General features: G+C 46.7%; 30 protein-coding genes. 4 read left to right on the top strand and 26 right to left on the bottom strand.

The annotated features are described in order from the left end of the window. Positions 1 to 4: 4 nt before the first annotated feature. The 15 genes from folD to spoIIIAA all read right to left on the bottom strand — a co-directional run bounded on the left by folD (position 5) and on the right by spoIIIAA (position 11,037). Entirely contained in the window at positions 5 to 862 is an 858-nt protein-coding gene (gene folD / locus MHI14_RS10855; protein ID WP_341130294.1) for a bifunctional methylenetetrahydrofolate dehydrogenase/methenyltetrahydrofolate cyclohydrolase FolD, read from the bottom strand. A 117-nt stretch (positions 863 to 979) separates the two neighbouring features. Continuing rightward, positions 980 to 1,432 carry a transcription antitermination factor NusB gene (gene nusB, locus MHI14_RS10850; protein WP_341130293.1) on the bottom strand — a complete coding sequence of 151 codons (453 nt, stop codon included), beginning with the start codon at positions 1,430 to 1,432 and terminating at the stop codon, positions 980 to 982. 222 nt (positions 1,433 to 1,654) lie between these two features. Beyond that, positions 1,655 to 1,888 carry a DUF2273 domain-containing protein gene (locus MHI14_RS10845; protein ID WP_017687595.1) on the bottom strand — a complete coding sequence of 78 codons (234 nt, stop codon included), beginning with the start codon at positions 1,886 to 1,888 and terminating at the stop codon, positions 1,655 to 1,657. Between the two features lie 14 nt (positions 1,889 to 1,902). After that, positions 1,903 to 2,442 (bottom strand): alkaline shock response membrane anchor protein AmaP, encoded by a 540-nt coding sequence (gene amaP / locus MHI14_RS10840; protein ID WP_017687594.1) that lies wholly within the window; start codon positions 2,440 to 2,442, stop codon positions 1,903 to 1,905. A gap of 146 nt (positions 2,443 to 2,588) precedes the next feature. Beyond that, complete coding sequence (locus tag MHI14_RS10835) at positions 2,589 to 2,999, bottom strand: Asp23/Gls24 family envelope stress response protein (protein WP_017687593.1); 411 nt, start codon at positions 2,997 to 2,999, stop codon at positions 2,589 to 2,591. A 218-nt stretch (positions 3,000 to 3,217) separates the two neighbouring features. Next, positions 3,218 to 4,561 (bottom strand): acetyl-CoA carboxylase biotin carboxylase subunit, encoded by a 1,344-nt coding sequence (accC, locus tag MHI14_RS10830; RefSeq protein WP_341130292.1) that lies wholly within the window; start codon positions 4,559 to 4,561, stop codon positions 3,218 to 3,220. A gap of 55 nt (positions 4,562 to 4,616) precedes the next feature. Next, complete coding sequence (accB, locus tag MHI14_RS10825; protein WP_036614903.1) at positions 4,617 to 5,081, bottom strand: acetyl-CoA carboxylase biotin carboxyl carrier protein; 465 nt, start codon at positions 5,079 to 5,081, stop codon at positions 4,617 to 4,619. Positions 5,082 to 5,220: 139 nt separating this feature from the next. After that, positions 5,221 to 6,051 carry a SpoIIIAH-like family protein gene (locus tag MHI14_RS10820; RefSeq protein WP_091028815.1) on the bottom strand — a complete coding sequence of 277 codons (831 nt, stop codon included), beginning with the start codon at positions 6,049 to 6,051 and terminating at the stop codon, positions 5,221 to 5,223. 66 nt (positions 6,052 to 6,117) lie between these two features. Beyond that, on the bottom strand, positions 6,118 to 6,756 hold the full coding sequence (gene spoIIIAG, locus MHI14_RS10815; RefSeq protein ID WP_017687589.1) for a stage III sporulation protein AG: 639 nt from the start codon (positions 6,754 to 6,756) through the stop codon (positions 6,118 to 6,120). Positions 6,757 to 6,771: 15 nt separating this feature from the next. Next, positions 6,772 to 7,623, bottom strand: coding sequence for a stage III sporulation protein AF (gene spoIIIAF, locus MHI14_RS10810; RefSeq protein ID WP_341130291.1), 852 nt, complete (start codon positions 7,621 to 7,623; stop codon positions 6,772 to 6,774). Between the two features lie 32 nt (positions 7,624 to 7,655). Further along, positions 7,656 to 8,798 (bottom strand): stage III sporulation protein AE, encoded by a 1,143-nt coding sequence (spoIIIAE, locus tag MHI14_RS10805; protein ID WP_371129059.1) that lies wholly within the window; start codon positions 8,796 to 8,798, stop codon positions 7,656 to 7,658. A gap of 68 nt (positions 8,799 to 8,866) precedes the next feature. After that, positions 8,867 to 9,256 (bottom strand): stage III sporulation protein AD, encoded by a 390-nt coding sequence (gene spoIIIAD, locus MHI14_RS10800; RefSeq protein WP_017687586.1) that lies wholly within the window; start codon positions 9,254 to 9,256, stop codon positions 8,867 to 8,869. Between the two features lie 32 nt (positions 9,257 to 9,288). Then, positions 9,289 to 9,492 carry a stage III sporulation protein AC gene (gene spoIIIAC, locus MHI14_RS10795; protein WP_017687585.1) on the bottom strand — a complete coding sequence of 68 codons (204 nt, stop codon included), beginning with the start codon at positions 9,490 to 9,492 and terminating at the stop codon, positions 9,289 to 9,291. Positions 9,493 to 9,521: 29 nt separating this feature from the next. Next, positions 9,522 to 10,040 carry a stage III sporulation protein SpoIIIAB gene (spoIIIAB, locus tag MHI14_RS10790; protein WP_036614389.1) on the bottom strand — a complete coding sequence of 173 codons (519 nt, stop codon included), beginning with the start codon at positions 10,038 to 10,040 and terminating at the stop codon, positions 9,522 to 9,524. After that, a complete protein-coding gene (gene spoIIIAA / locus MHI14_RS10785) occupies positions 10,033 to 11,037 on the bottom strand; it encodes a stage III sporulation protein AA (RefSeq protein ID WP_341130290.1) in 1,005 nt (334 codons plus the stop codon). The genes spoIIIAB and spoIIIAA overlap by 8 nt, the downstream gene beginning before the upstream one ends. A gap of 262 nt (positions 11,038 to 11,299) precedes the next feature. Between spoIIIAA and MHI14_RS10780 the strand changes: the two genes are divergently transcribed. Continuing rightward, positions 11,300 to 12,049, top strand: a complete 750-nt coding sequence (locus MHI14_RS10780) for a 2-phosphosulfolactate phosphatase (RefSeq protein ID WP_341130289.1) — start codon at positions 11,300 to 11,302, stop codon at positions 12,047 to 12,049. 86 nt (positions 12,050 to 12,135) lie between these two features. Here MHI14_RS10780 and MHI14_RS10775 read toward each other — a convergent pair whose 3' ends face one another. From MHI14_RS10775 to MHI14_RS10755, 5 genes are all read right to left on the bottom strand, one after another. Continuing rightward, complete coding sequence (locus tag MHI14_RS10775) at positions 12,136 to 13,389, bottom strand: aspartate kinase (RefSeq protein ID WP_047843625.1); 1,254 nt, start codon at positions 13,387 to 13,389, stop codon at positions 12,136 to 12,138. 190 nt (positions 13,390 to 13,579) lie between these two features. Continuing rightward, positions 13,580 to 14,137: an elongation factor P gene (efp, locus tag MHI14_RS10770; protein WP_017687580.1), complete on the bottom strand. Its 558-nt coding sequence runs from the start codon at positions 14,135 to 14,137 to the stop codon at positions 13,580 to 13,582. A 292-nt stretch (positions 14,138 to 14,429) separates the two neighbouring features. Further along, on the bottom strand, positions 14,430 to 15,503 hold the full coding sequence (locus MHI14_RS10765; RefSeq protein WP_289389716.1) for a M24 family metallopeptidase: 1,074 nt from the start codon (positions 15,501 to 15,503) through the stop codon (positions 14,430 to 14,432). A 39-nt stretch (positions 15,504 to 15,542) separates the two neighbouring features. Then, positions 15,543 to 15,986, bottom strand: coding sequence for a type II 3-dehydroquinate dehydratase (aroQ, locus tag MHI14_RS10760; protein ID WP_062835278.1), 444 nt, complete (start codon positions 15,984 to 15,986; stop codon positions 15,543 to 15,545). A 76-nt stretch (positions 15,987 to 16,062) separates the two neighbouring features. Continuing rightward, entirely contained in the window at positions 16,063 to 16,641 is a 579-nt protein-coding gene (locus MHI14_RS10755) for a YqhR family membrane protein (protein WP_091028804.1), read from the bottom strand. Between the two features lie 213 nt (positions 16,642 to 16,854). On the opposite strand from MHI14_RS10755, the gene MHI14_RS10750 reads away from it, so the two are divergent. Next, positions 16,855 to 17,847: a DUF1385 domain-containing protein gene (locus MHI14_RS10750; protein WP_062835280.1), complete on the top strand. Its 993-nt coding sequence runs from the start codon at positions 16,855 to 16,857 to the stop codon at positions 17,845 to 17,847. A 5-nt stretch (positions 17,848 to 17,852) separates the two neighbouring features. After that, positions 17,853 to 18,185, top strand: a complete 333-nt coding sequence (locus MHI14_RS10745; protein WP_341130288.1) for a hypothetical protein — start codon at positions 17,853 to 17,855, stop codon at positions 18,183 to 18,185. Positions 18,186 to 18,246: 61 nt separating this feature from the next. Here the strand turns inward: MHI14_RS10745 and MHI14_RS10740 are convergent, their stop codons facing one another. From MHI14_RS10740 to mntR, 3 genes are all read right to left on the bottom strand, one after another. Continuing rightward, on the bottom strand, positions 18,247 to 19,248 hold the full coding sequence (locus MHI14_RS10740) for a patatin-like phospholipase family protein (protein ID WP_341130287.1): 1,002 nt from the start codon (positions 19,246 to 19,248) through the stop codon (positions 18,247 to 18,249). Positions 19,249 to 19,339: 91 nt separating this feature from the next. Beyond that, positions 19,340 to 20,950, bottom strand: a complete 1,611-nt coding sequence (locus MHI14_RS10735) for a family 10 glycosylhydrolase (protein WP_341130286.1) — start codon at positions 20,948 to 20,950, stop codon at positions 19,340 to 19,342. Between the two features lie 209 nt (positions 20,951 to 21,159). Continuing rightward, positions 21,160 to 21,588, bottom strand: a complete 429-nt coding sequence (gene mntR / locus MHI14_RS10730) for a transcriptional regulator MntR (protein ID WP_036614415.1) — start codon at positions 21,586 to 21,588, stop codon at positions 21,160 to 21,162. 191 nt (positions 21,589 to 21,779) lie between these two features. On the opposite strand from mntR, the gene splB reads away from it, so the two are divergent. Continuing rightward, entirely contained in the window at positions 21,780 to 22,850 is a 1,071-nt protein-coding gene (gene splB, locus MHI14_RS10725) for a spore photoproduct lyase (RefSeq protein WP_341130285.1), read from the top strand. A 142-nt stretch (positions 22,851 to 22,992) separates the two neighbouring features. Here the strand turns inward: splB and MHI14_RS10720 are convergent, their stop codons facing one another. The 3 genes from MHI14_RS10720 to MHI14_RS10710 are packed head-to-tail and all read right to left on the bottom strand — an operon-like array spanning position 22,993 to position 25,370. Then, positions 22,993 to 23,706 carry a cytochrome c biogenesis CcdA family protein gene (locus tag MHI14_RS10720; protein WP_036614418.1) on the bottom strand — a complete coding sequence of 238 codons (714 nt, stop codon included), beginning with the start codon at positions 23,704 to 23,706 and terminating at the stop codon, positions 22,993 to 22,995. A gap of 49 nt (positions 23,707 to 23,755) precedes the next feature. Then, entirely contained in the window at positions 23,756 to 24,559 is an 804-nt protein-coding gene (locus MHI14_RS10715; protein WP_017687569.1) for a metal ABC transporter permease, read from the bottom strand. Positions 24,560 to 24,611: 52 nt separating this feature from the next. Continuing rightward, on the bottom strand, positions 24,612 to 25,370 hold the full coding sequence (locus tag MHI14_RS10710; RefSeq protein ID WP_091018152.1) for a metal ABC transporter ATP-binding protein: 759 nt from the start codon (positions 25,368 to 25,370) through the stop codon (positions 24,612 to 24,614). Between the last annotated feature and the right edge of the window lie 63 nt (positions 25,371 to 25,433).

Below are 25,433 nucleotides of genomic sequence, written 5' to 3'. Positions count from 1 at the left end.
AACCCTAGGCCAATCCGTGAGCGCGCTTGGCAGCGATCAATGTATTTTGCATCAGCATTGTGATTGTCATCGGGCCAACACCACCAGGAACCGGTGTAATTGGACCAGAAACTTCTTTCACACTCTCAAAATCAACGTCTCCTGCCAGTTTACCATTCTCCAAACGGTTCATGCCGACATCAATAACAACAGCACCCGGTTTCACAAAATCAGCATCCACAAAATTGGCACGGCCGATGGCTACAACTAGAATGTCCGCCTGGCGTGTAATATCTTTCATGTTGGCTGTACGGGAATGACACATGGTTACCGTTGCATTCTCACGTTGGAGCAACAGGGATACCGGTTTGCCGACAATATTGCTTCTTCCGATGACTACCGCATGTTTACCGGACATTTCCAGTCCAGTACGCTTGATCAGTTCGATTACACCAGCAGGGGTACATGGAAGCAGACTATCGTCTCCAATAACGAGATTACCAACATTGACTGGATGGAATCCATCTACGTCTTTATCCACGGCAATTGCATCAATAACCGCTTTCTCTTCGATATGTTTTGGCAGTGGGAGTTGAACCAAAATTCCGTTTATGGATTGTTGATTGTTCAGCTTGTCCACCAGCGCAAGCAGATCTTCTTGGGACGTATCTGCATCCAAGCGATGCACTTCGGAGTAGAAACCGAGGTCGTGACATGCTTTTTCTTTATTACGCACATAGACTTGGGATGCCGGATCTTCCCCGACGAGCACAACAGCCAGACCAGGTACTACCCCCTGTTCGCTAAGCTGTTTCACTTCTGTTGTCATGCTTGCGCGGATCTCTTGGGATACTTCTTTACCGTTAATAATAGATGCTGTCATTGTACTCTCTCTCCCTTATGTGAATATAAATTTAGAGGTTGTTCAAAAAAACCGCTTTTGATTACGAAGGATACTGAAAACCGGTCCTTTTGAACATGCTCCATAGTTAATCATAACTTAAGATAATTTTGCTTTAATCGCGTCAACTTCCTGAATCATGCGTCCAAGTACACCATTGACAAACTTGCCGGATTCTTCTGTACCAAAATATTTGGACAGTTCAATCGCTTCATTGACCGATACCTTTGCCGGGATGTCATCACGGAATACCATTTCATACGTTGACAGTCGTAGAATCTGGCGATCTACACGTGACAGACGGCTGATCTGCCATCCTTTCAAATAATCCACAAGCAGCCCGTCAATTACTTCCTTATTATTCCAGGCTCCTTGTACAATCTCAGTAACATAAGTACGCATTACATCTGCATCGCGGATAACTACTTCGGTTTCATTATCTTCAGCGGCTTCATTGATCAACATGTTTACAGCTTCTGCTGCGCCTACCTCATTCATTTCCATCTGATACAGACTTTGTACTGCAATTTCCCTTGCCAAACGTCTTTTCATGTCCTGCCTCCTGCAGCGCTCCGTCTGGAGCGTCATCATGCTTATTTTATAATCCATGCATCCATCTCATCAAATCCTGTATCGGTTAGATCGATGGCTTACACGCTATTGTTATTGTTATCCCTTTTCACAAAAAAACCTGCAATACGTTTCCTCCAAAAAACGGGCAACCTAAACTACAGCTCTATTTTCGGAAGAAACATATTGCAGGGTTCAGGTAGGTCACTTAAACGGACGCCAGCGATCGCCAAGCCATTGTCCCCACTCCCTCCAGGGAATGGACGAACCCAGCTTCGAATCGCTCCGTCTGCCTAACGTATAACCGATGAACACCAAGAGTGCAAAGAACAACATATCCCAAAAACCGATCCATACATAAAGAAATCCAAAAAAGATGCCGCCGATAATTCCGGTAATTCGGCCTCTGTGACTATCCCAAATCTCTTTCCACAGCATCAGTGAAACTCACCTCATTCCACTCGACTCTTGTAGTTAGGCGACTGGGTTACATTAGCGATATACACGGTGACAAAAGAAACCGGGATGCCCGTAATCTCTTGTACATGATCATGTATCGCCTTTTGCAGATCAGAAGTCAGCGCAGGAATAGGTGTCTCACCATCCACTACTGCACGGATCATAATCTCCAGTCCTGACTCAACCACACGTATGCGTGCCTTGACATCACGTACTCCCCGGAAACGGGAAGTTGCCTTCAAACAGAGATTCTCAATCGTCTCCATCGAAATCTGTACATCACCAAACTCAGTACGTTGATCTACAGACGGCAACGATGCACGCTCACGCCGAACCGAGATGTAGAAAAATCGCAAACTCAGGATAAACAAAATCGCTGCTGCAATAACCGACGCAACAATAACGTTTTGTTCCTGCTGGTAATTCAATTCGTAAGGTAGCACACCGCTAATCAGAAGAATGACGGCTGCCGATATTGCTCCAACGCTTATGCTGTATATAAACAACAGAAGCCGATCCAGTATTTTAGCCACGAACTGCACAGCCTCCCTTGCTCACTAACATGACTTAACCTGTTCACTAGCAAAAAATCAGATCCTCATCTAGCTTTCGCTATAATGAAGACCTGTCCAAGACGGGATAACCCCCGGCAGATGATGCCGGGGGAATCTGTCTTCTTTTATTTTACGCGCTGACTGTTCAGGTCGATCTCTTCCACTTTCTCGGTGCTCTTGAACTGAACGTCATGAATGTGCACATTCACTTCATTCACATTCAATCCTGTCATATTCTCGATGGAACGTTTCACGTTCTGTTGAATCTCCGTAGCTACTTGTGGCAAACGGTATCCGTACTCGATAATTACGGAAACATCAACTGCAGCTTCACGTTGGCCCACTTCAACTTTAACACCTTTGGAAAGGTTTTTGCGACCAAGCAATTCAGCAAATCCGCCAGCGAATCCGCCACTCATGCCTGCAACACCTTTCACTTCAAGGGTTGCCAATCCAGCAATCACTTCAATAACTTCAGGTGCGATCTGGATTTCACCGATATCCGTTCGTTCAAATTCAGTCGGTAGTGTACTCATAACTGTTCAACACACCTTTCGCGAGATAAGTTTGCGGCCATCCGTCAGGGCGCTGGACTCAGGTTAATCAACCTTCAGGACCCTTCCGGTCCGGCTTTACCGGAACTCCTGCAAACATCCGCGAGGTGCGGGCTTATCCTTTGCAGGAGACATGCGCTCTTATTATTACATACTATATCATTTGGGCTACATTATGACAAACAAGCCCAATATACCTTTTAAATCTCGTTTTCCTCAAGAAATTTGATATCAAAGTCCCCACGAATGAACGTTGGGTGCTCCAGCAATTTCTGATGGAAAGGAATAGTTGTAGATATGCCTTCAATCGCAAATTCCCCAAGCGCACGCTTCATCTTGGCAATCGCCTCTTCACGATTCGCTCCCCACACAATCAATTTTGCGATCATGGAGTCATAGAAAGGTGAAATGGTATAACCCGGATAAGCAGCACTATCTACACGAACGCCAGGTCCTCCCGGTGCAAGGTAGAATCCGATTTTGCCTGGTGATGGCATAAAGTTACGGTCCGGATCTTCTGCATTGATACGACATTCAATGGACCAGCCATTGATAACCACGTCTTCCTGACGGAATGAAAGTGGGTTGCCTTCAGCTACCAAGATCATCTCACGGATCAGATCCACGCCAGTAACCATCTCAGTAACCGGGTGCTCTACCTGAATACGCGTATTCATTTCCATGAAATAGAACTCGCCATTCGGGCTGAGCAGGAATTCCAATGTACCCGCTCCCGAGTAATCCACAGCAAGGGCAGCCCGTACCGCAGCTTCGCCCATCAGTGTACGCACATCTTCGGAGAGAATCGGACACGGAGCTTCCTCTACCAATTTCTGGCGACGACGCTGAACCGAGCAATCACGCTCTCCCAAATGTGCTGCATTTCCGTGTTTATCAGCAATGATCTGAATTTCCACGTGTTTCATACCTGTCAGGAATTTCTCCAGATATACACCTGCATTGCCAAATGCCTTTTGTGCTTCCTGCTGAGCAGCAGTAATCTGCTTAATCAGCGTTTCTTCATCTTCGGCAATACGAATTCCCTTACCTCCGCCACCAGCAGTAGCTTTGATAATGATAGGATATCCGATATCTCTAGCAATCATGATGGCTTCATCCATATTTTCAACAAGGCCGTCTGATCCAGGAATAACAGGTACTCCTGCATCTTTCATCGTCTGTTTGGCAACAGCCTTGTCACCCATTTTGGTGATGGCTTCAGGAGAAGGTCCAATAAACGTAATATTGCAAGACTCACAAATTTCCGCAAAATCAGCATTCTCCGCCAAAAAACCGTAACCAGGGTGGATTGCATCACATTCCGTCAGTGTGGCTACACTCATCAGGTTTGTGAAGTTGAGGTAACTGTCCTTAGACAGTGTCGGTCCGATACAATAAGCCTCATCTGCAAGACGAACATGCAGAGAATCCTTGTCCGCTTCCGAATAGACGGCTACCGTTGAGATGCCGATTTCACGGCAGGCACGAATAATACGTACCGCAATCTCTCCACGGTTCGCAATCAGTATTTTTTGAAATTTCATTTCGTTTTGTCCTCCTTCGAAGCTCATGCGGTTAGCTGTTTACCAGCTATAACGGTTATTCCGGTTTCACCAGGAAAAGGGGCTGCCCATACTCGACCAGCTGTCCGTTCTCAACCAGCACTTCAACGATTTCTCCCTTGATGTCCGCATCAAGCTCGTTCATCAGCTTCATAGCTTCGATGATACATACCGTTGTTTTCTCAACAACTTTATCACCAGCGCTCACAAAAGGACCCGCTTCCGGCGAGGAAGCTCTGTAAAAAGTACCTACCATCGGAGATACAATTTTATGTAAATGACTTGTAGTATCGACCTGCGGTGCAGCTTCACTTACCACTGCGGCCGGCTGTACTTGCGGAGCAGCAATCATTTGTGGTTGCACAGCAGCTGCTTGAACATACTCCGTTTTGCCCGGTTTGCGGATCGATAACCGTGATCCTTCATTTTCAATTTCCAATTCTTGAACGGAACTTTCATCTACCAGTTTAATCAGTTCTTTGATTTCACTCAATTTAAACATTTCCATTATTCACTCCTTCGGCATCATGCCAGTCTCACTAGGACGGTCATATGGCTTTATGTATTATATCATAATCATTAAAAATGGAAAGAGCCCGAGAGTACAACCAGCTCCCGGGACTGCATTTCCATGATTTGGATTACTGTTCTGTGACGTATTGCACGCTGATTTTGTTCTGTGAAACCGCCAATTCTTTCATGACCAGATCCACGATGGACACCGCCTGTTTTACATCCAGTTTGTCACTGAGGACCACAACTTTATACTTGTCGGCATCTTCTTGAACGATCGCATTAGCGAACTGTTGAGAGAGCGTCTCCTCAATGCCAGTGATTTTGGCTTCTTTTTCTTCCAGTGTACGGAGTTGCTCCGTTGCTTTGGCATTCTCTTCTGGCGTTTTGCTCAGATCACCTGCCACGGTCATCAGTTCCTCATACTTACGATTGTTGCTTTCCTCACGTTGCCACTGGTAGTTCTGGAACTGGCTGCTCGCAGATGCTGTCGTATTCTGCTCTTCCATTTCCTTGAGGACTTCCTCATCTGTCTTGGTTGCAGTGCCGCCTGTCTGACCGTCTGTCTCCGGTGTAGTTGTTGCCCCTTTGTCGGTCTCTTTGTTGGTTTCTTTGCCTGCCTCACTCTTATTCTCGCCTGGTTCGACAGCAGGTGTTTTCTCTGTATTTCCAGCTTCTTTACCTTCCGTAGCCGCCGGTTCTTCCATAGCGCCAGCCGCACTTGGATCACTTTCAACTTCGCCGCTATTCACCACTTCATTCACAACCAAACCTTCTGTAGGATCAAGAATGCCTGCCGTCTCCTTTGCTTCCCCTTGCTTGATTCCATCCACTTGCTGACTGTCTGCCACCGGCGCGTTGATTGGACCGGAATCCTCAGTGAACAGATAATACGCGGACAAAATGACCATCAGACTCAGCATGGAAACGAGCCATACCGTTTGACGTTTGTTATTCATTAGAACTTCCTCCTCAAATTGGCTTCAATCTTATGAGAATTGAATCTTGTGATTCAACACATCAGATTAGTCTTGTTTGCGCGGGACAACCGAGATCCGGTAGGCTGCCACATTCAGTCCTTTTTCCACAGCATCGGTTATCAGGTCCTTCACAACCTTGTTCTCTGCACCCCTCGCAACCACAAGCACCCCACGGATCTGCGGTTTGAGCTTTTTGGTCACTATAGGTGTCTGATCCCCTGATATTTCGTACGTAATAATCTCGCCATCACGGGTATATTGCGTCATATGTCGCTTGCCCCCGCTAGCATCGGTTTCTTCGGTAAGTTGCTGAGAATCCTTCACGTTCCGCTGAACGACCAATTCTTCTGTGGAATCCACGGTAACCATCACATCAACCGTTCCCACACCAACAATGTTTTCCAGCACACCTTTGATTTTGTCTTCAAATGCAATTTCGATCGCCTGAAAAGGATTCTGTTCTGACGGATCACTCTGTATGGATGCCATGGATGTTGCCGGGTCCGGTGGTTCCCGACCGATATTTTCGGAATCAATTTTTTTGACATTGACGAAGGAATTGAACAGCATGATTCCCACCCCGATCAAACCAAGGATAATCAGCCAGCGGAAGGTTTGACTTCGCCTTGCCCCACCCTCTCCGCCACCCATCCAGGTTTCCATCTTTTTGAACCATTGTTTCATCGGACACCCTCCTTCTCAGAGCACTCCAGCACTTTTTGGTTCTGTCACTTGAACGTTGTTTGCATCAACATCCCACTTTTCAGTCAACAATGTAATAATCTGCACCGCATGTTCGGACCTTGTGGATGTCTCACCTTGCTGCTTCGTCTCATCTGCCTGATCACGTATAACAGGCTCGGAAGACGCTTCATTTTCATCACGTTGCCCTCTACTCACATCAATCTGAATATCAGGCACATCAATCTGAATATCAGGCACTTCAATCTGACCAACCTGGATGGGCTGCTGAATTTGATGTGTTTCATCCTTCTCGGATTCTGTGTTAGTTCCAAATATGGGTTGTGTATTTGCAGCGACTTCTTGCTGGCCTGCCTTCACTTCTCCTTCTGCACCCTCTCCGGCCATCTCGACCAATACACGCTGGATCACAGGCAGTTCGACTGATGAGGCAGCTTCCATCTCGGTTTCATATTTACTCATGGTCAGCTGTACCTCTACGGACCGCACCTTGGCACCTGTTGTTTCTTCAATCTGACCTTTCATGACATTAGCCAGTTCTTTGGCTGTCCATTGTAAGGATTGTTCCTGTTCATTGGATTGCAGCCGCTTGCCCTGAGCTAATATCTGTTCGAGTGTTGCATTCCCATCCGATGGAGCATCCATTGCCGACATTGCCCGTTTCAGTTCGCCAACCGGATCACTTTTGAGGAGCTTGGTTATGGGTGATAAAAGGGTCAGCAGGATGAGAAGGCTCAGCACAAGCTTGACATAACGTTCCATGGATCGATTGGGCAACAGCATATCCACAAAAGTCGCCAGCAGAACGATCATAATCAATTCCTGGAGCCAGTTGCTCAGCCACCCCATCCTTTCCATCCCCTTTCTTGCCAACATACAATTCAGCGCATCATGACAGTCATATTGCCCGCGGTCAGCAAGATGGTAATTGCCAGGAAAAACATGAGCCCGACGGCTGCGAGCGCCGCAAATACGTAGATCATGCTCTTGCCGATGGCCTGCAGGCATCCTACAATCGGGGTGTCTCCGAGCGGTTGCATAATGGCACCAGTTACGTTGTATATCAAGGCAAGAGCCAGGATCTTGAGTGCCGGAAAGGCACATAGGAACAAAATGATGATCACCCCGGTGAGTCCAATTGCATTTTTGACAAGTAAAGAAGCTGTAATTACCGTATCCGTCGCATCCGCAAATGTTCTGCCCACGACAGGGACAAAGTTGCCTGCGATATATTTGGCGGCCTTCAGGCTGACTCCATCCGCTACCGATCCCGATGCTCCCTGAACCGAGATTACACCCAAAAACATCGTCAGCAGGATACCCAGCAGTGCCACACTAATATTGCGCAGGAGGTCTGCCAGCTGTGTCAGCTTGTACTTGTCAGACAATGAACTGACGAGATGCAGAACAGCTGAGAAGAAGAGTAACGGGAATACCAGCAAATGAATCAAAGTACTCACCAGATGAATCATGAAAATGATGAGTGGATGTGTCACCGAGACGGTGATGACATTACCCATGGACGCAAGCAGTGTGAATAACAAGGGAACCATGGCCATCATAAAGTTGATCATGCCAGTTATGGCATCCTTGGCGTATCCAATCGCCACACTGAAGCTGTTGATTGCAATGATGATAATGACCATATAACAGATGGAATAGGCGATTTTGCTAATATTATTTTTCTCAAATGCGGTCTGAAGAGTCTCCAGAATCATGCTGAGTACGCTTAACATCACAATCGTGACCAGAAGCTTGCCATTATATAAAATTTCATGCAGCATGAAGGTTCCGATCGCCACAAACACCGATTTCAGGCTGAACCCTTCATTGCCGGGGATTAACATATCCATGAAGGAAGGGGTCTTCCCATCCGGGAAGAAACCACCGTATTGTTGCATCAGTTGATCCCAGTATTTCTCCACCTGATCCTTGGGAAGCTGATCGGCCTGCTGCTCCATCCACTCACCGGAAGGCGAGGTTGCAGTAACCTGTCCCAGGATACCAAACAGAAAACAGAGCATCAGCACAACCGTAAGGCGCCACTGCGGCTTATGATGCATTGATTTCATATGAAGTCCGCACGCCCTTTCTACACCGGCATCAGCTTCATGACGGTTTCGATAATAATGCTGATGATCGGTATAGCAAGTACAAGGATCAATACCTTACCAGCCAGTTCAATCTTGGACGCAATGCTCTCCTGACCTGCATCCCTGACAATCTGTGCGCCAAATTCTGCGATGTACGCTATGCCAATAATTTTCAGCACTGTTTTCAGATAAATACTTTCCATGCCTGAATTCTCGGCGAGCCGCTTCAACACTTCGATGACTGCACCGATTTTGCCAATCAACAACATGAAGATGACAATGCCAGTCGCGGCAGCAATCAGAAAGGCAAACATCGGTTTCTGTTCCTTAATGACCAGAATGAGCACTGTTGCGATGAGCGCCAAACCTACAACTTGGATAATTTCCACAGGTCACCACCATCCGGCTTCATGACCGTTTTTCATTGAAAAAGAAATATCGATTTGATCTCTTGTAGCAGGCTGTCCAGCATACGGACCACCATGAACAATACAACGACAAATCCGATTACGGTCACCCAGTGAGCCATATCTTCCTTTCCCATTTGTTTCAGTACCGTGTGAATCATGGCGATGATGATTCCGATACCCGCAATTTGAAAGATTGCGTTCACTTCTAGATTCATGACCTTGGCACCTCACTATCCCGGCTATTTCAGAAGATCAGAATGACGATTAACGCTCCGACAAGCATCCCGAGGCTTCGGCTCATTCGTTCATATTTCATTTGATCGGCCTGGGCACGGGATTCCTCATGCATTAGTTGTTGAATGGCTAACGATATATGTTTGGTCTGATCCTGACGGTCACTTGTGCCAAGGCTGAAGCTTAATTGCAGCATCACTTCCTTCTCGTCAGCCTTCATGGCTGATCTTCCCCACGCCAGATCCACGCCTGACTGCAGACTTTCCCGGGCAGTGAGTCCATGAGGAGGTTCCATCTGTGTAGCTGCATGAAGAAACAGCGTCTTTACAGGTTCTTTGGTCTGTGCTCCCATCTTGCCCATGGCATCGGGAAGTGGAGTGAGCCCATAGTTAATCTCCGTCATTAGTCGCTGGAGGGCTGCAATGAGTTCTCGCAACTGTCTCGGTCTTAATGCATACTGTCTGGCCTTGTAAAATCCGGCGAGGGTGCTGGCTAACAAAATAATTACCGCACCAAACATGTTAACCAAAGGCTTCACCTCCTGCCCCGGTCTGCTGCAACCCACGCATTTTGCCATCAGCCAGCCGAAAGGTCATGCCCCGGCTCGTCCGTTGCAGCTGGACATAACGTTGAAACATCTGCTCCGTAATTAAGGTTCTGAGGGCAGGTCTGGCCGACAGCTCCGATAGGTCACGGCCATGCGCAGTCGCAATCACTGAGACTCCTGCATGCAGGGCTTCCATCACCGCCTCGGCATCCTCCGGACGACCGATCTCGTCCACAATCAGGACATCGGGCGACATGGAGCGAAGCATCATCATCATGCCCTCAGCCTTCGGACAACCGTCCATCACATCTGTTCGGGGACCTACGTCGAAGCCAGGTACTCCTTTGTAGCTACCAGCGATTTCGGACCTTTCATCCACAATGCCCACTTTCAGACGTGGGCGTATTCCCTGAACCAGTTCAGTTCCCCCTGTAAGCTTTGTACCACTGCTAATTTGTCTCGCCAGATCTCGTAACAACGTCGTTTTCCCTTGTTGTGGTGGTGATAGGATCAACGTGTGCAGGACCTGTCCGCTCTTCATATCGAGAAGATAAGGAAGGATACGATCAGCCACTCCATGTACCTCACGGGCTACCCGAACATTAAACCCGTTGATATCACGCAGGTATTCGACACGCCCACCGCTTAGTACCGTTCGTCCAGCAAGCCCGATTCGATGTCCCCCAGGTATGGTGATGAACCCTTTGCGCAGTTCCTCTTCCAATGTATAAAGTGAATGGTTACTGATCAGGTCCAACAACCTGTGCGTCACTTCTTTCTGAGGAACATACGCTTCTTCAGGAATCCCGGTCGGACAACCTTGAGGTGTCAGGAAGTGGTATGTGTTGCCTGCATTAATCTCCAGGGGTCTGCCTTCACGTATACGTACTTCCTCCACTTGTTCCAATAGAGCGGGTGGCATTCTTCCAAGAATGGTTCGGATCGGTTCCGGAAAAAGTTCCCTCCAGTTCACCTTCATGAGTAGGCTCCTCCAACCTTGAGATCATTTGGTTCACACTTCTGGCGCTTGTTCATATCTCAAGTTTATGCCTGTACATTTAATTTATGACGCTGAAATCTATCAATTCTTCAGAATACGGTTGAGAGTTGAAAGCATAGATGCACCTTCTGTTCTAGGCACCCGTCTAGATGTGCATGCATATAGTAATTGCAGATAGGTAAGTTCCATTTCGGTTCAAAACAGAACTACCGATCCCCAGATAAGAAAGGAGTTGTGGGGAGTGCGAGTTGATGTCGTTGGCAATGTGAATGAAGTACGTACTATTGATATCGCAGGGCGAAGTGCAGTTGTCATTGATGTATTGTGTACGACCAGTACGATTATTACGGCTCTGGCGTATGACGCTTCCGCTGTGATTGCTGTAGAGACCGTTCCACAAGCCAAACAAATGGAAGTGAAAGATTGCATTCGAGGCGGGGAACGTTTTGACAAAAAAATCACCGGATTCGAGGTGGGGAATTCCCCCTATGAATATATGACTGAGGACATTGCAGATAAAACAATCATACTGACCACAACCGATGGAACCCGCGCCTTGATCAAAGCTTCCAGGGCGAAACATGTACTAGCTGGATCATTTCTCAATGTCAGGGCTGTCGCAGCAGTTCTTTGCCAACTTCAACGAGATGTATTGCTGTTATGTGCGGGGAATCAGGATGAATTTGCACTGGAGGACGCCTTGTGTGCTGGATGTATCATCGACGAACTGCACCGTCAATCCTGTTCTCCCCTCCAACTAAACGATCTCGGCATAGTACTTCATCAGGCGGTATCCCAATGTCAAGAGAGCATCCCCGAGCTGGTGCAGGGATCTGTTAGCGGGCGTAGGCTTGAAAAGCTAGGCAGGGTTCATGACATTTCATATTGTTCTCAATTAAACTTGCTGGATTGTGTTCCCGAGATGGAGGAGGGGAACCTCATGCAACCTTATAGAGGCATACGCGGGGGAAAGATGTTCAAGTTGATGTGAGAATTGCCATGAGAAAAACAAAAAAAGGTGTACTGCTGCCCGTTGGCAACAGTACACCTTTGCTAATTTACACACACAGAAAATACTTATCTGCGATCTTGAGGTCCACCGATAACGGCTTGCTCGGCAGTGTCGAGATCATATGCTGTATGCAATGCCTTAATGACGTCATGCAGCTTATCTCCGTCAATAACACAAGATACTTTGATCTCGGAAGTGCTCACCATCTTGATGCTCACGCCTTCAGCGGAAATGACTTTGAACATCTTCGCAGCTACACCTGGGTGACTGACCATGCCTGCGCCAACAATGGAGATTTTAACGAGGTTCTCCTCAGATGTGACTTCACGGTAAGGCAAGCGGCTGTGAAGGCCTTCAATGACACGTAATGCGTTCTCACGATCAGACAGCGCCACAGAGAATGAGAAGTCCGCTTTGCCATCCATCACTCCGCTCTGAACGATAATGTCCACATCCAGCTGATTGGATGCAAGCGCACCAAATACTTCGGCCAGAACTCCTGGTACATCCGGCACACCCAGAATACTGATGCGAGCCACGTTTTTGTCATAGGCAATACCACTAACCACTACGCCTTGTTCCATTGCTGCTTCCTCCTTCACAACCGTTCCTTCATTATGGTTAAAGCTGGATCTTACAATTAAAGGTACACCGGAATGCTTCGCGTACTCTACTGCACGCGGATGCAGCACCGCTGCTCCCAAATTAGCGAGTTCCAGCATTTCGTCATAGGATATTTCCTTCAGCTTGCGCGCAACCTTAACGATCCGCGGGTCCGTAGAATAGATTCCGTCTACATCCGTATAGATCTCACACGCATCAGCCTTAATTGCTGCCGCCAGCGCTACAGCTGTTGTATCCGAGCCACCACGACCCAGCGTTGTGATCTCGCCGTCTTCCGTCATGCCCTGGAAGCCTGCAACAATAACAATGTTGCCCTCGGCAAGTGCTGCATTCACGCGGTCAGGTTGAATATCATGAATACGTGCTTTTCCGTGAACCGGCTCTGTGCGGAATCCCGCCTGCCAGCCCGTAAACGATACTGCCTTACGTCCAAGTGCTTGAATAGCCATCGATAACAAAGAGATCGAAATCTGTTCTCCTGTCGTTAAGAGCATATCCATCTCACGAGCAGGCAGATCACTATTCAATTGTTTTGCCTGATCAATCAAATCATCTGTTGTATCCCCCATGGCCGAAACCACGACTACACACCGATGTCCTTCATCAGCTTTTTCTACAACACGTCCGGCTACACGCTTCATGCGTTCTGTATCTCCGACCGAGCTGCCCCCAAATTTCATGACGTACAATGACAACGCAAATCCACTCCCTACCTTGTGCAGTATGCATAATTAATGTCCATCGTCATTATTCTCTACGAGAAATGACTTTAACCCAGTATATTACGAAAGCGCCTGATAGGCTAATCTTTTTTCGAAAAAACCCTCTGCCAAAGGAATGGCAAAGGGTTGTTAATACCGTTTATTAGCTTACAGCTTGTGAAAGTTACGCACGGGAAGAGTATTTACCTTCACGTGTGTCAATCAGGAGAACATCACCTTCGTTAATAAACAAAGGAACTTGTACGTTCAAGCCTGTTTCCACTTTTGCATTTTTGGTAGCGCCTTGTGCAGTGTTACCTTTAACACTAGGCTCAGTCTCGATGACTTTCAACTCAACGCTTGTTGGCAAGTCAATTCCGAGGATTTCACCTTGATAGCTAACAATCTTAACGACCATGTTTTCTTTCAGGAAGTTCAATTCCCATTCCAGTTGATCACTAGTCAATGTGAACTGATCATAAGTTTCGTTATCCATGAACGTGTGCTCTGTACCGCTTGCATACAGGTAGGATACGCCACGGTTTTCGATGATGGCACGACCAATCGTTTCGCCCGCACGGAATGTTTTTTCAACGGTGTTACCGTTACGCAGGTTTTTCAATTTGGAACGTACGAAGGCAGCGCCTTTACCTGGTTTAACGTGTTGGAAATCAAGCACGGTATAGATATCGTTATCTACTTGCACGGTCAAGCCTGTTTTAAAATCGTTTACTGAAATCACAAAAAACCCCTCCTGATATGGTTAAAAAGTAGGTGATATAAGACGAGGGGTTAATGTTATATGTAAAATGAGCCCAAGAATGGCCACCTCGTTCACTTCGATTGCAGTACCATCCTCCGATCGCTGTTATCCCCAGATTTTTTTGATCCCATTAACAATGGGAAAATCCGGTGATAAAGGCGAACGCTTCGCTTCTTCAGATTGGTTCTGCACTCTCCGATATGGTGAAATTTCTTATTTTTCATTTTAAATAACACATTAAAAATCGTCTTATATCCCTGGTGGCTGTAATTTAGCCGATTACGGTGAACTTCTTGTCCGACTTCGTGAGAATATGAATACCCGTCTCGGTAATCACTACGTCATCCTCGATACGCACGCCACCAAGCCCGTCAATATATATACCCGGTTCAACGGTAACAACCATACCCGGTTTCAATACATCGTCGCTAAGCTTGGACAGGCGAGGAGCTTCGTGAACTTCCATACCCAGACCGTGGCCTGTGCTGTGTCCGAATTGATCTCCATATCCGTGACCTGCAATGATATCACGAGCCAATGCATCTGCTTCCCGTCCGGTCATACCCGGTTTCAGGTTCTCCAGCGTATGTAACTGAGCTTCCAGTACAATGTCATAAATTTTGCGCAGTTCAGGTACAGGTGTACCTGTTGCAATGGTACGTGTCAGATCTGAACAGTATCCGTCCAAAAGTGCACCAAAGTCAAATGTAATTAACTCATTTTGTCCGATGACCTTACTGCTCGCTACACCGTGAGGCATAGCAGAACGTTCACCCGATGCTACAATGGTGTCAAACGAAGAGGACGTTGCTCCATGTTTGCGCATGAAAAACTCCATCTCCAGATCCACTTCACGCTCCGTCATACCTGGTTTTGCAAACTGCAAAACGTGGCTGAACGTGGCATCCGCCAGATCTGCTGCTCTCTGCATGACCGCGATCTCGTCTTCATCCTTGAACATACGAAGTTGTTCCACGATCCCGGATACAGCTTTCAGTTCAATAGACTGCAGTGCTTCAGCATAAGCGGAGTGCGTGCCGAATGTGACACTATCCTGCTCGAAGCCCAATTCTTTGATATTCGCGGATGTCAACAATTCGCGCACCGTATCCATCGGCTTAGCTCCATGCTCCACAACGGTAAATCCTTTGGCTTGCTGAGGCGCTTGTGACATATAACGGAAATCAGTCAGCAGATATGCATCCTGTTCCGTAATCAGCACATATCCCGCCGAGCCTGTAAAGCCCGTCATATAACGACGGTTAATCGGGTTTGTAATCAGCATTGCAGTGAGTTCATGCTCACGCATGGCTTCACGCAACTTATTTACTCGTTTGTTTTCCATCGGTAACCCTTCTTTCTCTCACATTCCCGGGTTCCCGGCTCAGGTTTGTTTGTCCAGATGACGCACAAGAGCCAGCAATCCCAGTTCATAGCTTACTTCGCCAAATCCGGCAATCTGCCCGATTGTTTCCGCTGCAATCACTGAATGATGTCTGAACGCTTCGCGTGCATGAATGTTGGATAGATGTACTTCCACCGTAGGGACTTTTACAGCATTGATTGCATCACGTATAGCATAGCTATAATGGGTAAATGCTCCGGCATTCAGTATGATTCCGTCTGCCTCACCCATCGCTGCATGAATGCGGTCAATGATGTCCCCTTCATGGTTCGATTGATAAAAAGCGATGGAGACGCCAAGTTCATCAGCCTGTCTGCGAATTTTGTCTTCAATATCCTTCAGACTAAGCGTTCCATAGATGCCCGGTTCACGTACACCAAGCATGTTCAGGTTCGGACCATTGATCACAATAATTCGTTTCATCGCTGCTCCACCCTCTCTGCAAATAACCATCTGCTATTTTAACACAGGCATTGCCGGATTGAGAAGCTTTTTTGCGCTATGCCCCCGCTTGCTCCGGCTCGCGTTTGCGTTCGTCCGTGTACTCCATAGCTACCGTGTAACCAATGAACAGCCCCCATAACAAAAAGAAACATAGTTCCGTGATGATTGAATCCCACGTTAAACCGTTCAAAGGTTTCATCATCCCCAGTTTTGGTCCGACCAGTATAAAGAGAATCAGCCACCAGACGATTCCATACACCATGCCGGGTAACGGCCCTTTCAGTTTTCTAATCGTGAACGTGTAGAGTAAGGATGCCAAGATGGAAAAGACGATAAAAAACAGCCAGCCTGTCAAATGTCCTGCTGCGGTATATATATATTCATGTTTGAAAAAAGGCTCGGCCAGAAATCCGACGGGTACAATTGTAAAATGCAACAGATAGAATAGCCAATGTAGCCCGCCCCAGATAAAACCGGCAAAAAAGCCAAGCTCTAACGCAAAGGAAAATGGATTCGTGTAGTAGTGTGCTTGACCTTGCCTCTGGGTAGGGCGTCTGCCCCTGTCTTTTTGCTGCCGCTCATTGGGACGTTGACCTTCATCGTGTGATGTATCTTCATGCTTACGTTCTGTCATCGATATTCTCCTTCATTCAGTTGATAATCCCGCATTATGCCTCGAATTTCCGCTCTGATTCTACGAGGTAGTATGTTCAAAACAGGACAATCTTAACAACATCCTTCAAGGTTTGACTCACAAACTAGAAATTGGTCTTAAAATTCGATACAATAGGGTTATTAAACTGCCTTTGATCGCGAAGGCCTAGAACAGAATAGGAAGGTGAATAATTTGCCTCAACAATCCAAGCCTGTCAGCTATGGGGGGCAAGCTGTCATTGAAGGCGTAATGTTCGGTGGGAAACATGTCAACGTTACAGCTGTTCGTAGAAAAGACGGCGAAATTACGTATCTGGAAGTTCCCAAGCAAGACAAGTCCTGGGTCACGAAATTGCGGCGGATTCCTTTATTACGCGGAATTGTCAGCATTATAGATTCAAGTGTCAAAGGTAGCAGACATCTCAATTATTCTGCTGACGCCTATGCTGATGATGAACTGGAACCGGAAGAGAAAGCCAAGCAAAAAGAGAAAGAAGGTTCGGGCTGGAGCCTAAGCATGATCATCGGTGTGACTGCCGTAGCCATCCTTTCATTCCTTTTTGGTAAAGTTGTGCTCACATTGCTTCCTGTTGTTATCGAGAATTTTCTATTCAAAAATGCATTCGACAATCAGTTTTTGCATAATTTACTGGAAGGCGGCATTAAGCTGATCCTGTTACTCGCCTATCTGTGGTTAATCTCACAGACGCCGATGATTAAACGTCTCTTCCAGTATCATGGAGCGGAACACAAAGTAATCAGCGCACATGAAGCTGGTGAAGAACTGACACCGGAGAACGTGCAAAAGTACAGCCGACTGCACTACCGCTGCGGAAGCAGTTTCATTATGTTGACTGTCATTATTGGAGTGTTTCTATACTCTCTCTTCACGTACGATAACCTCTGGGAACGGATGGGTCAGCGTCTGTTGTTATTGCCAGTTGTGCTAGGCATTTCTTTTGAACTGTTAAAGCTCACGAATTCAGTACGTGATATTCCTGTACTGCGTTATCTCGGATACCCGGGATTGTGGCTGCAATTGCTGACAACAAAAGAACCGACCAACGAACAGGTAGAAGTATCCATTGCTTCGTTTAACCGTATGCGTGAGTTGGATGCCAAGCTTGCCAATGTCTCTGCTACGTCAGAAGTACCTGTTGCAACACTCGATCCTGTGAAAGGGTGAATGATATGAACAAGCAGGCAATCTTATTTTGGACGTTCATCGCACTAGCTGCTGTTGGAGTCTTGACTTGGCTGGGGAACGCTAGTCCATCCAGGATCATTATTCCTCTGGTCGTGTTCGGAGCTGTATTCCTGCTGTACAAATATCCGCCTCGTCGCTGGGCAAGCAAAACCAAATCACCAAAGATCAAGCCATCGGCACGAACCATGGCAAAAGTCAATGCACAGTCCAGTGCCAGAAAGAGCAGCAGCTCTTCTAAGAAACGTAAGGATTATCCTTTCCAAGTGATTCAGGGACAAAAAGGGAAAAGCGATGAAGATATACCGAAATTTCACTAAAAGGTACTGAACATACAAAAAAGCAGTTCTCCCAACATACGGAGAATTGCTTTTTTCACGTTTACACAGGTATCAGAGGCGGAGCTTCTGCTTGTTTCTTACGTAATTCTTTTCTTTGTTTGTCCAGCTGCTCATCATACACTTTCATATTCCACCCGTTGAAAAATTCGCTCCCTGCGGTAGCACCTGATCGATATAAGGCCGTGCTGTCCTGTAACGATAAATGAAATTGCGTTGGTTTAATCCCAAGCGTTGGTATTTTCACCGTACGAAACCGGTTAATCTGTTCGATGTAGCGTTCATCATGTGCTGTGAGCATCGTCTCCACAAGGGCCTGAAGCATGCTTAGCGGTCCTTTAATACGGGCAGGCTCCACTTCCGTCTTGCCCACCATTTTGAAACCGACAACCGGAATAACGTCTCCCCCTCGTTCCGAACGATCACCATCGAAGAGCCACAGCGGAAAATTGCTAAGCAATCCACCATCCACGACATATACAAACTGATCTTGAAAAGCAAGTCCTTTGGAGAATACTGGCGATTTGCGTATGACTACGGGATCAAAAAAATAAGGGATACTGCAACTCATACGTACCGCTTTTGCAACATCCAGCTTGGCAGGATCAATGCCGAACCGTCGAATATCGTCCGGCAGCACCAGAATGGTTCCATTGGATATATCGGATGCCGTAATAAGCAACTTGCCTTGCGGCAAGTCAGCGAATGTGCGAATCCCTTTCTGCTCCAACATCTTGCGAATCCATGATTCCAATGCCTCCCCCGAATACAAGCCTTTCTTCAAGAACAGCCTTGCCGCGGGTCCGACCCATCGGGTATTAAATATAGGGGAGCGACGCAGCAATGAAACAAAGGGGGTATTCTCAATAATGACTTTCATCTCCTCGGCCCTGTAACCGGCCGCTAGCAGAGCAGCTACAATGGAACCGGATGATGTGCCTGCTACTCGATTAAACTGAATGCCGCAGTCTTGAGCACCCTGCACAGCACCTGCAAGCGAGATCCCTTTGACGCCTCCACCTTCAAACACCGCGTTAATTAACATAACAAAAAACCCCCGTTCTCCAGGCAGCCACATTTCTACTGCCACTCTATGAGAACAAGGGTTTGTCTTATAACCGTATTGTTAAATTGTTTTAGAGACCATAATAAGCTTTTAATTTGGCAATTAGGCCGAGAGGGTTCTTCGTCAGGTATTGTGAACTGAAGAATATATCCCCTTTAACCGAAGAATACTTCTTGTTGTAGTCCAGTTGATCGATGATCTCCTGTGATGTCTGCCAGCCAATCTCTGGCGTACCTAACTTATAAGGTGAGTGGCCGATATACAATTTTACATTTGTGTTAGCCACTTCATTCGCCCACCAGTCCACGACTTTGTCGTATCGGGCTACGCTCAGTGTCATACTCCAATACACCTGCGGAGCGACATAGTCGATCCACTCCTGGTTAATCCATGTCCGCACATCTGCATTCATGCTGTCATACGCGGTTACTCCTGCTTTGGTATCAGAACCTGTCAGATCAACGGATTTATTACGCCATACACCAAATGGACTAATTCCATATTCAACGTTAGCTTTTACTCTGTGAATGCTCTGCCCGAGCTGCTTAACAAACTGATTGATATTGTCCCGACGCCATTCAGCACGGTCTTTGGTATTCAATGTGTTGTAAGTTTTGAAGGCTGCATCATCATTAAAAGTCACATTGGATGGATAGAAATAATCATCCAGATGTACACCATCAATATCATACTGATTGACCACTTCCATGATCGTATCGATAATATGCTGTCTGGCTTCCGGGATACCCGGGTTAATGTACATTTTGCCGGATGCATTCACAATCCAGTCTGGATGAAGCTTGGAGATGTGGTTTGCTGCCAAGTTTGATGTACTCGCTGAGTTCGTTGCTCTAAACGGATTAAACCAGGCGTGGAACTCAAGACCTCGTTTGTGTGCCTCCTCAACCATAAACGCGAGGGGATCATAACCGGGATCTTTACCTTGTGTTCCTGTTAATACGCTGTTCCAAGGCACCAGACCTGAAGGATAGATGGCATCCCCATTGGCTCTCACTTGGACAAATACTGCGTTGATGCCCATACCTTGCAAAGTATCAAGCTGTTTTGTATACTCCTGCTTTTGCTTCTCTACATTTCCTTTGGCACCGGATGTAGGCCAGTCTCCATTCACAGTGGAAATCCAGGCTCCCCGCATCTCTTCAGAAGCTGGTACAGTGCCCGTGCCTCCAGGCTCCGCTGGGGTTGCCGGGGTTGGTTCAGGAGTTGGGACTGATTCGTCTCCTGTGTACAGATCAATGGTCTGGGCTGACTGATTCCAGTTCACTCGAATGCCCAGGTTCTCACTGACGAATCGAATGGGTACCATGACCCGACCTTGTTTCAATTCGACCGATGCATCCAGACCAACTACAGCGTTATCCACAGTTGCCTGCTGGCGTCCGCTCGTCATAGAGATGACCGAATCGGATTTCTGAATGGTCACGGTACGAGTAGCTTGAGACCATAAAACAGACGCACCCAGTCCTTCGCTAATGACACGCAGAGGTACCATCGTTACATTTACTTTGGGCAAGATGTAGGGTGATACATCCGATTCCAAACGGTTGCCGTCTAGAAAAATAGCGATTTCCTTCTGACCAGCCGCTTGTGCCGTCATGCCTGCTGTCTGTAATCCAAGTACAAAAATGAGCAGCAGTATCAATCCTTTACGAACATTCATTAGTGCAGTCCTCCAAAATCATTATAAATTTGCGGTAAATTCTACTAGTTTAATAGACGCTTCTACCCTTCGTTTAGTTGCGAAAATCTCCAAATTATGGTGTGATTGCACACAAAAAAATGCTTCCTGCCATTGAAACGGCAAGAAGCATCCTTTGATCACAGGATACAATTCATTGTATATCATCATGTTTATTCCACTGCTGAATCTTAAGACTCCGTATTACTCATGACGTCCTGAAGATTTTTGAGGTCACGCAACCGGCTCTCATCCTGACGGAAGTATTCAACCAAGGACTCAATGCATGTAATGGAGTCCCAGCTCAGGTGATGTTCAATGCCTTCAACATCATTGTAGATATTTTGTTCCTGAACACCAATCGTTGTCAAAAATTGTTCAAGCAGATGATGGCGCTCCATCAAACGTTTGCCCATCTTTTTGCCTTTTGGCGTAAGCACCAGTCCGCGGTACTTCTCATAGATCAGGTACTCGTCTTTGTCCAGCTTTTGGATCATCTTCGTCACCGATGAAGGATGTACTTCCAGTCCTTCAGCTATATCAGACACACGAGCATAGCCCTTTTCATCAATTAATTTGTATATACGCTCCAAATAATCTTCCATACTGGGCGTTGGCATCTGCTTCCCTCTTTTCTCTCTGACCGGCCCCTATTCGTGCCTGGTCCCTATCTTATAATGATACATGTTATCAATACGCATTGGCAAGTCCTGCACAGTTCGGAGCGCGCTGTTACACAAGTAATTGGCAGCGTGACTTCTCACCAAACGAGGCAAACTAAGCAAAGTTCCGCATCGAAAGGAGTGATTTCGTGAGTACAAGTGTAGCCTCACCGCCAGTTCGAAAAGCAAAAGGTACTAAACCCTTTATTCCCGATTTGGTGTATTTTGAACCCGGTGCATTGGAATATGATAAAGGCAAACGGATTATGGAGTGGGTGACATCCAAAAACATACCTTATCAGATGACCACATCCCATAACCGAATCACAAACCTGCCCGGTGAAACCGAACAAGAAAAGTACCGGATGGCAAAGCGTACTTTGGTCGTTGGTGTGCGCAAAACACTCAAGTTTGACCAGTCGAAACCTTCAGCGGAATATGCCATTCCCATCTCTACAGGCTGTATGGGGCACTGCCATTATTGTTATCTTCAAACTACACTTGGTGCGAAACCTTACGTCCGTGTCTATGTTAATACCGAGGAGATCATTCAGGCTGCAAAAGGATACATCGAAGAACGGGCGCCTGAAATCACGCGATTTGAAGCCGCCTGTACTTCTGATCCCGTAGGACTTGAGCATATCACGGAAAATTTAAGTGACCTGATTCGTTTTATGGCGGATGAAGAATACGGGCGCTTGCGCTTTGTAACCAAATATCATCACGTTGATCCGTTGCTGAACATCAAGCATAACGGCCACACCCGTATCCGGTTTAGCGTCAATTCGGATTATGTCATCAAAAACTTTGAACCGGCTACCTCCAGATTTGAGGAACGCATTGAAGCTGCTGGCAAAATTGCACACGCTGGTTATCCACTGGGATTCATTATCGCTCCGATTATGTGGTATGAAGGCTGGGAAGAAGGATACTCAGAGCTTTTGCAGAAGCTGGCAGATACACTTCCAGAGGAAGCAACTAAGGACCTTACCTTTGAAATTATCCAGCACCGTTTTACCAAAACGGCCAAAGCAACCATTGAGAAACGTTATCCCAAAACCAAGCTGGAGATGGATATCGAGAAACGTAAGATGAAATGGGGCCGCTGGGGTCAGTACAAGTATGTGTATAAGGATGACCAGCAAGATGCGCTGCGCGAATTCATTACGGAACGGATCTTTGAACATTTTCCACTAGCCAATATTGATTACTTCACCTAAACAAAAAACGGGACTGCCCTTAACGATATGCTGGTATAAGCATTCCTAACGATTAAAAAGCAGGTTACATGACCCAGAGTGTCTCTGGTAACATGTAGCCTGCTATGCCATACATAACAATACTTAAATTCAGTTCATCCGTTTAAATAATCATCCAGTCTGGTGTAATCTGCTGCAACCAGATGGTAATCTTCGTCATCTGATCTGTAAAAAGCAATACTCCAAGGAACAACATTAATGCTCCGCCGACTTTCATCATGACATTCGAATACCGTAAGATCCAGCGTGTCGAACCAATGAAAAAGGCCAAAATGAAGAACGGGATTGCAAACCCTGCCGTATAACCTGTTATCAGCGCCAGCCAGGTTGTGGGCTCACTTGCAGCCATCGCAATGATCGCTGTTAGAATAGGGCCAATACACGGCGACCAGCCTGCTGAGAAACCGATGCCAAATATAAAAGAGCCCAGATAGCCTGCTGGTTTCCATTTCATATCCAGCTTGCGTTCCTTCATCAGAAACTGTGGCTTGAACACACCAAGCAAAAATAACCCCATAAGCATAATCAAAATGGCAGACAATTGCCGAATCAATTCACGGTTATCATTGAAAAATTGGCCAAACAGTCCAGCACCCAGGCCAAGCGAATAAAATACAGCCGAGAAGCCTAAAATAAACGCCAGTGTATGCGTCATGGTCTTAAAGCGGACTTCGCGCTGATTGCGGTCATCCTTCAATTGTTGCACCGTCATACCTGTAATGTAGGAGAGGTATGATGGATACAGCGGAAGACAACATGGTGATATAAATGAGACCAAACCTGCTACAAAAGCCATCCATACATTAACATCAGGCATGAAGCGGATGTCTCCCTTCCCCGGGCTCACGTGCTTGCTCGTTCAGTCGTCAGGCTCGGAACCCTTTTTTTCCAATCATCGTCAGAATCAGCATCATGATCAGCAATAATACAATCGTTGCTCCAGGTGCGAGGTTCCAGATGCCTGCTACAACCAGTCCAAGGACTACGGCAATTTCGCCAATCACCACGGACAAAATAATGGCGGATTTGAAACTCCGGGCCATCAACAGGCTGACCGCTACCGGAATGGTCAATAGCGCTGACACCAGAAGCGCACCAACAATCTTGATCGCCGTGCTAATGACAAGTGCTGTCATCACAGTGATTAACATGTTCAGAATTCTTACAGGCAACCCGGTAACCGCTGCCGCATCTTCCTCAAAGCTGAGCAGGAAAAATTCCTTATGTAACAATGCCACTACAATCACCACGATCAGCGTAACCACACCTACCAGCTTCAGATCCGTAGCGTCTAATGTATATATACTGCCGAACAAATAACTCATGACATCTGCATTATATCCTTTGCCCAGCGTGAAGAACAAGGAAGCAAGAGCCACACCACCGGACATGATAATGGCAATCGATAATTCGGCGTAACTCTTGTACGCTTTGCGCAATTTCTCTATCGCAAATGAAGCAAGCACGGCAAATATCAAGCCCACCGCAATGGGATACACTTCAATCAGGAATCCAAGTGCAACACCGGCAATGGTCACATGAGACAAGGTGTCTCCGATCATGGATAACCGCCGTAAGACCAGGAACAGTCCGATTAACGGAGCGGTAATGCCAATTAACAACCCACCCGCCAGGGCACGCTGAAAAAAATCACTCATTAATATTTCCAAAACAAACACGACTCCTTCGGCCTTACTCTAATCTAATGGGCCATAAATACGGCTAGCGTACCTGTGCAGTGGTATGTTGCAGATTGGTCTCAGCACAATCCTGTACCTCATGCGAATGACGGACATGAAAATTAATTTTGCCATTCGTTACCGCAGCTTCAGAACCCAAATAACTCTCCATCCGATCCATATCATGAGACACCATCAGAAAAGTCATGCGGTGATGTTCATGCATATGTGTAATCAGTTCAAAGAAACTGGCCTGTGATTCAGCATCTATACCTACGGTAGGTTCATCCAGAATCAACAGATCCGGGTGATTGATAAGCGCCCGTGCCAAAAATACACGCTGCTGTTGTCCGCCGGACAATTGACCAATTCGTTTGTTCGCCAGATCCTCGATCCGCATGACCTGCATCGCATCCGTGCACTGTTGCTGACATTTGCGAGACATACGACGGAACATGTTTTTGTTATTGTACAAGCCTGACATGACAACTTCACGAACGGTCGCGGGGAACAACGGGTTAAATGCATTCTTTTGAGGTACATACCCGATTCGGTCCCAGTCCTTGAACCTGCGGATCGACTGTCCGAATAGTTTGATATCTCCCTGCGCAGGAGGAAGAAGTCCTACCAGCATGCGCAGCAATGTCGTTTTACCCGCCCCATTGGAACCGATAATCCCGACAAAGTCCCGTTCCTGGGCCATAAAATCGAGATTCTCAATCACTCGCTGGTCCCCGTAGGAAAATGATAGTTTCTCGATCTCTATAATTGGATCATGACATAGTGGCATGATTTGCTGCATGGCAAAGCCGCCCTTCATTATATATAAGAATCCCATAGCGTCCTAAGAGCCTTCACCGTGAAC

It is taken from the genome of Paenibacillus sp. FSL K6-2393 (assembly GCF_038002545.1).
Lineage (GTDB): Bacteria > Bacillota > Bacilli > Paenibacillales > Paenibacillaceae > Paenibacillus.
This window is presented reverse-complemented; position numbering and strand designations above follow the sequence as displayed.

Excerpts from the sequence above, each read along its gene's own strand:
- accB (WP_036614903.1), bottom strand. The coding sequence starts at position 5,081 with ATGTTTAAATTGAGTGAAATCAAAGAACTGATTAAACTGGTAGATGAA.
- aroQ (WP_062835278.1), bottom strand. The coding sequence starts at position 15,986 with ATGAAACGAATTATTGTGATCAATGGTCCGAACCTGAACATGCTTGGT.
- spoIIIAF (WP_341130291.1), bottom strand. The coding sequence starts at position 7,623 with ATGGGGTGGCTGAGCAACTGGCTCCAGGAATTGATTATGATCGTTCTG.
- MHI14_RS10765 (WP_289389716.1), bottom strand. The coding sequence starts at position 15,503 with ATGGAAAACAAACGAGTAAATAAGTTGCGTGAAGCCATGCGTGAGCAT.
- MHI14_RS10720 (WP_036614418.1), bottom strand. The coding sequence starts at position 23,706 with ATGCCTGATGTTAATGTATGGATGGCTTTTGTAGCAGGTTTGGTCTCA.
- MHI14_RS10740 (WP_341130287.1), bottom strand. The coding sequence starts at position 19,248 with ATGTTAATTAACGCGGTGTTTGAAGGTGGAGGCGTCAAAGGGATCTCG.
- MHI14_RS10845 (WP_017687595.1), bottom strand. The coding sequence starts at position 1,888 with ATGCTGTGGAAAGAGATTTGGGATAGTCACAGAGGCCGAATTACCGGA.
- MHI14_RS10745 (WP_341130288.1), top strand. The coding sequence starts at position 17,853 with ATGAACAAGCAGGCAATCTTATTTTGGACGTTCATCGCACTAGCTGCT.
- MHI14_RS10755 (WP_091028804.1), bottom strand. The coding sequence starts at position 16,641 with ATGACAGAACGTAAGCATGAAGATACATCACACGATGAAGGTCAACGT.
- accC (WP_341130292.1), bottom strand. The coding sequence starts at position 4,561 with ATGAAATTTCAAAAAATACTGATTGCGAACCGTGGAGAGATTGCGGTA.
- MHI14_RS10735 (WP_341130286.1), bottom strand. The coding sequence starts at position 20,950 with ATGAATGTTCGTAAAGGATTGATACTGCTGCTCATTTTTGTACTTGGA.
- MHI14_RS10820 (WP_091028815.1), bottom strand. The coding sequence starts at position 6,051 with ATGAATAACAAACGTCAAACGGTATGGCTCGTTTCCATGCTGAGTCTG.
- spoIIIAG (WP_017687589.1), bottom strand. The coding sequence starts at position 6,756 with ATGAAACAATGGTTCAAAAAGATGGAAACCTGGATGGGTGGCGGAGAG.
- MHI14_RS10835 (WP_017687593.1), bottom strand. The coding sequence starts at position 2,999 with ATGAGTACACTACCGACTGAATTTGAACGAACGGATATCGGTGAAATC.
- spoIIIAA (WP_341130290.1), bottom strand. The coding sequence starts at position 11,037 with ATGAAGGTGAACTGGAGGGAACTTTTTCCGGAACCGATCCGAACCATT.
- folD (WP_341130294.1), bottom strand. The coding sequence starts at position 862 with ATGACAGCATCTATTATTAACGGTAAAGAAGTATCCCAAGAGATCCGC.
- mntR (WP_036614415.1), bottom strand. The coding sequence starts at position 21,588 with ATGCCAACGCCCAGTATGGAAGATTATTTGGAGCGTATATACAAATTA.
- nusB (WP_341130293.1), bottom strand. The coding sequence starts at position 1,432 with ATGAAAAGACGTTTGGCAAGGGAAATTGCAGTACAAAGTCTGTATCAG.
- spoIIIAC (WP_017687585.1), bottom strand. The coding sequence starts at position 9,492 with ATGAATCTAGAAGTGAACGCAATCTTTCAAATTGCGGGTATCGGAATC.
- MHI14_RS10710 (WP_091018152.1), bottom strand. The coding sequence starts at position 25,370 with ATGCAGCAAATCATGCCACTATGTCATGATCCAATTATAGAGATCGAG.
- spoIIIAE (WP_371129059.1), bottom strand. The coding sequence starts at position 8,798 with ATGCTCTGTTTTCTGTTTGGTATCCTGGGACAGGTTACTGCAACCTCG.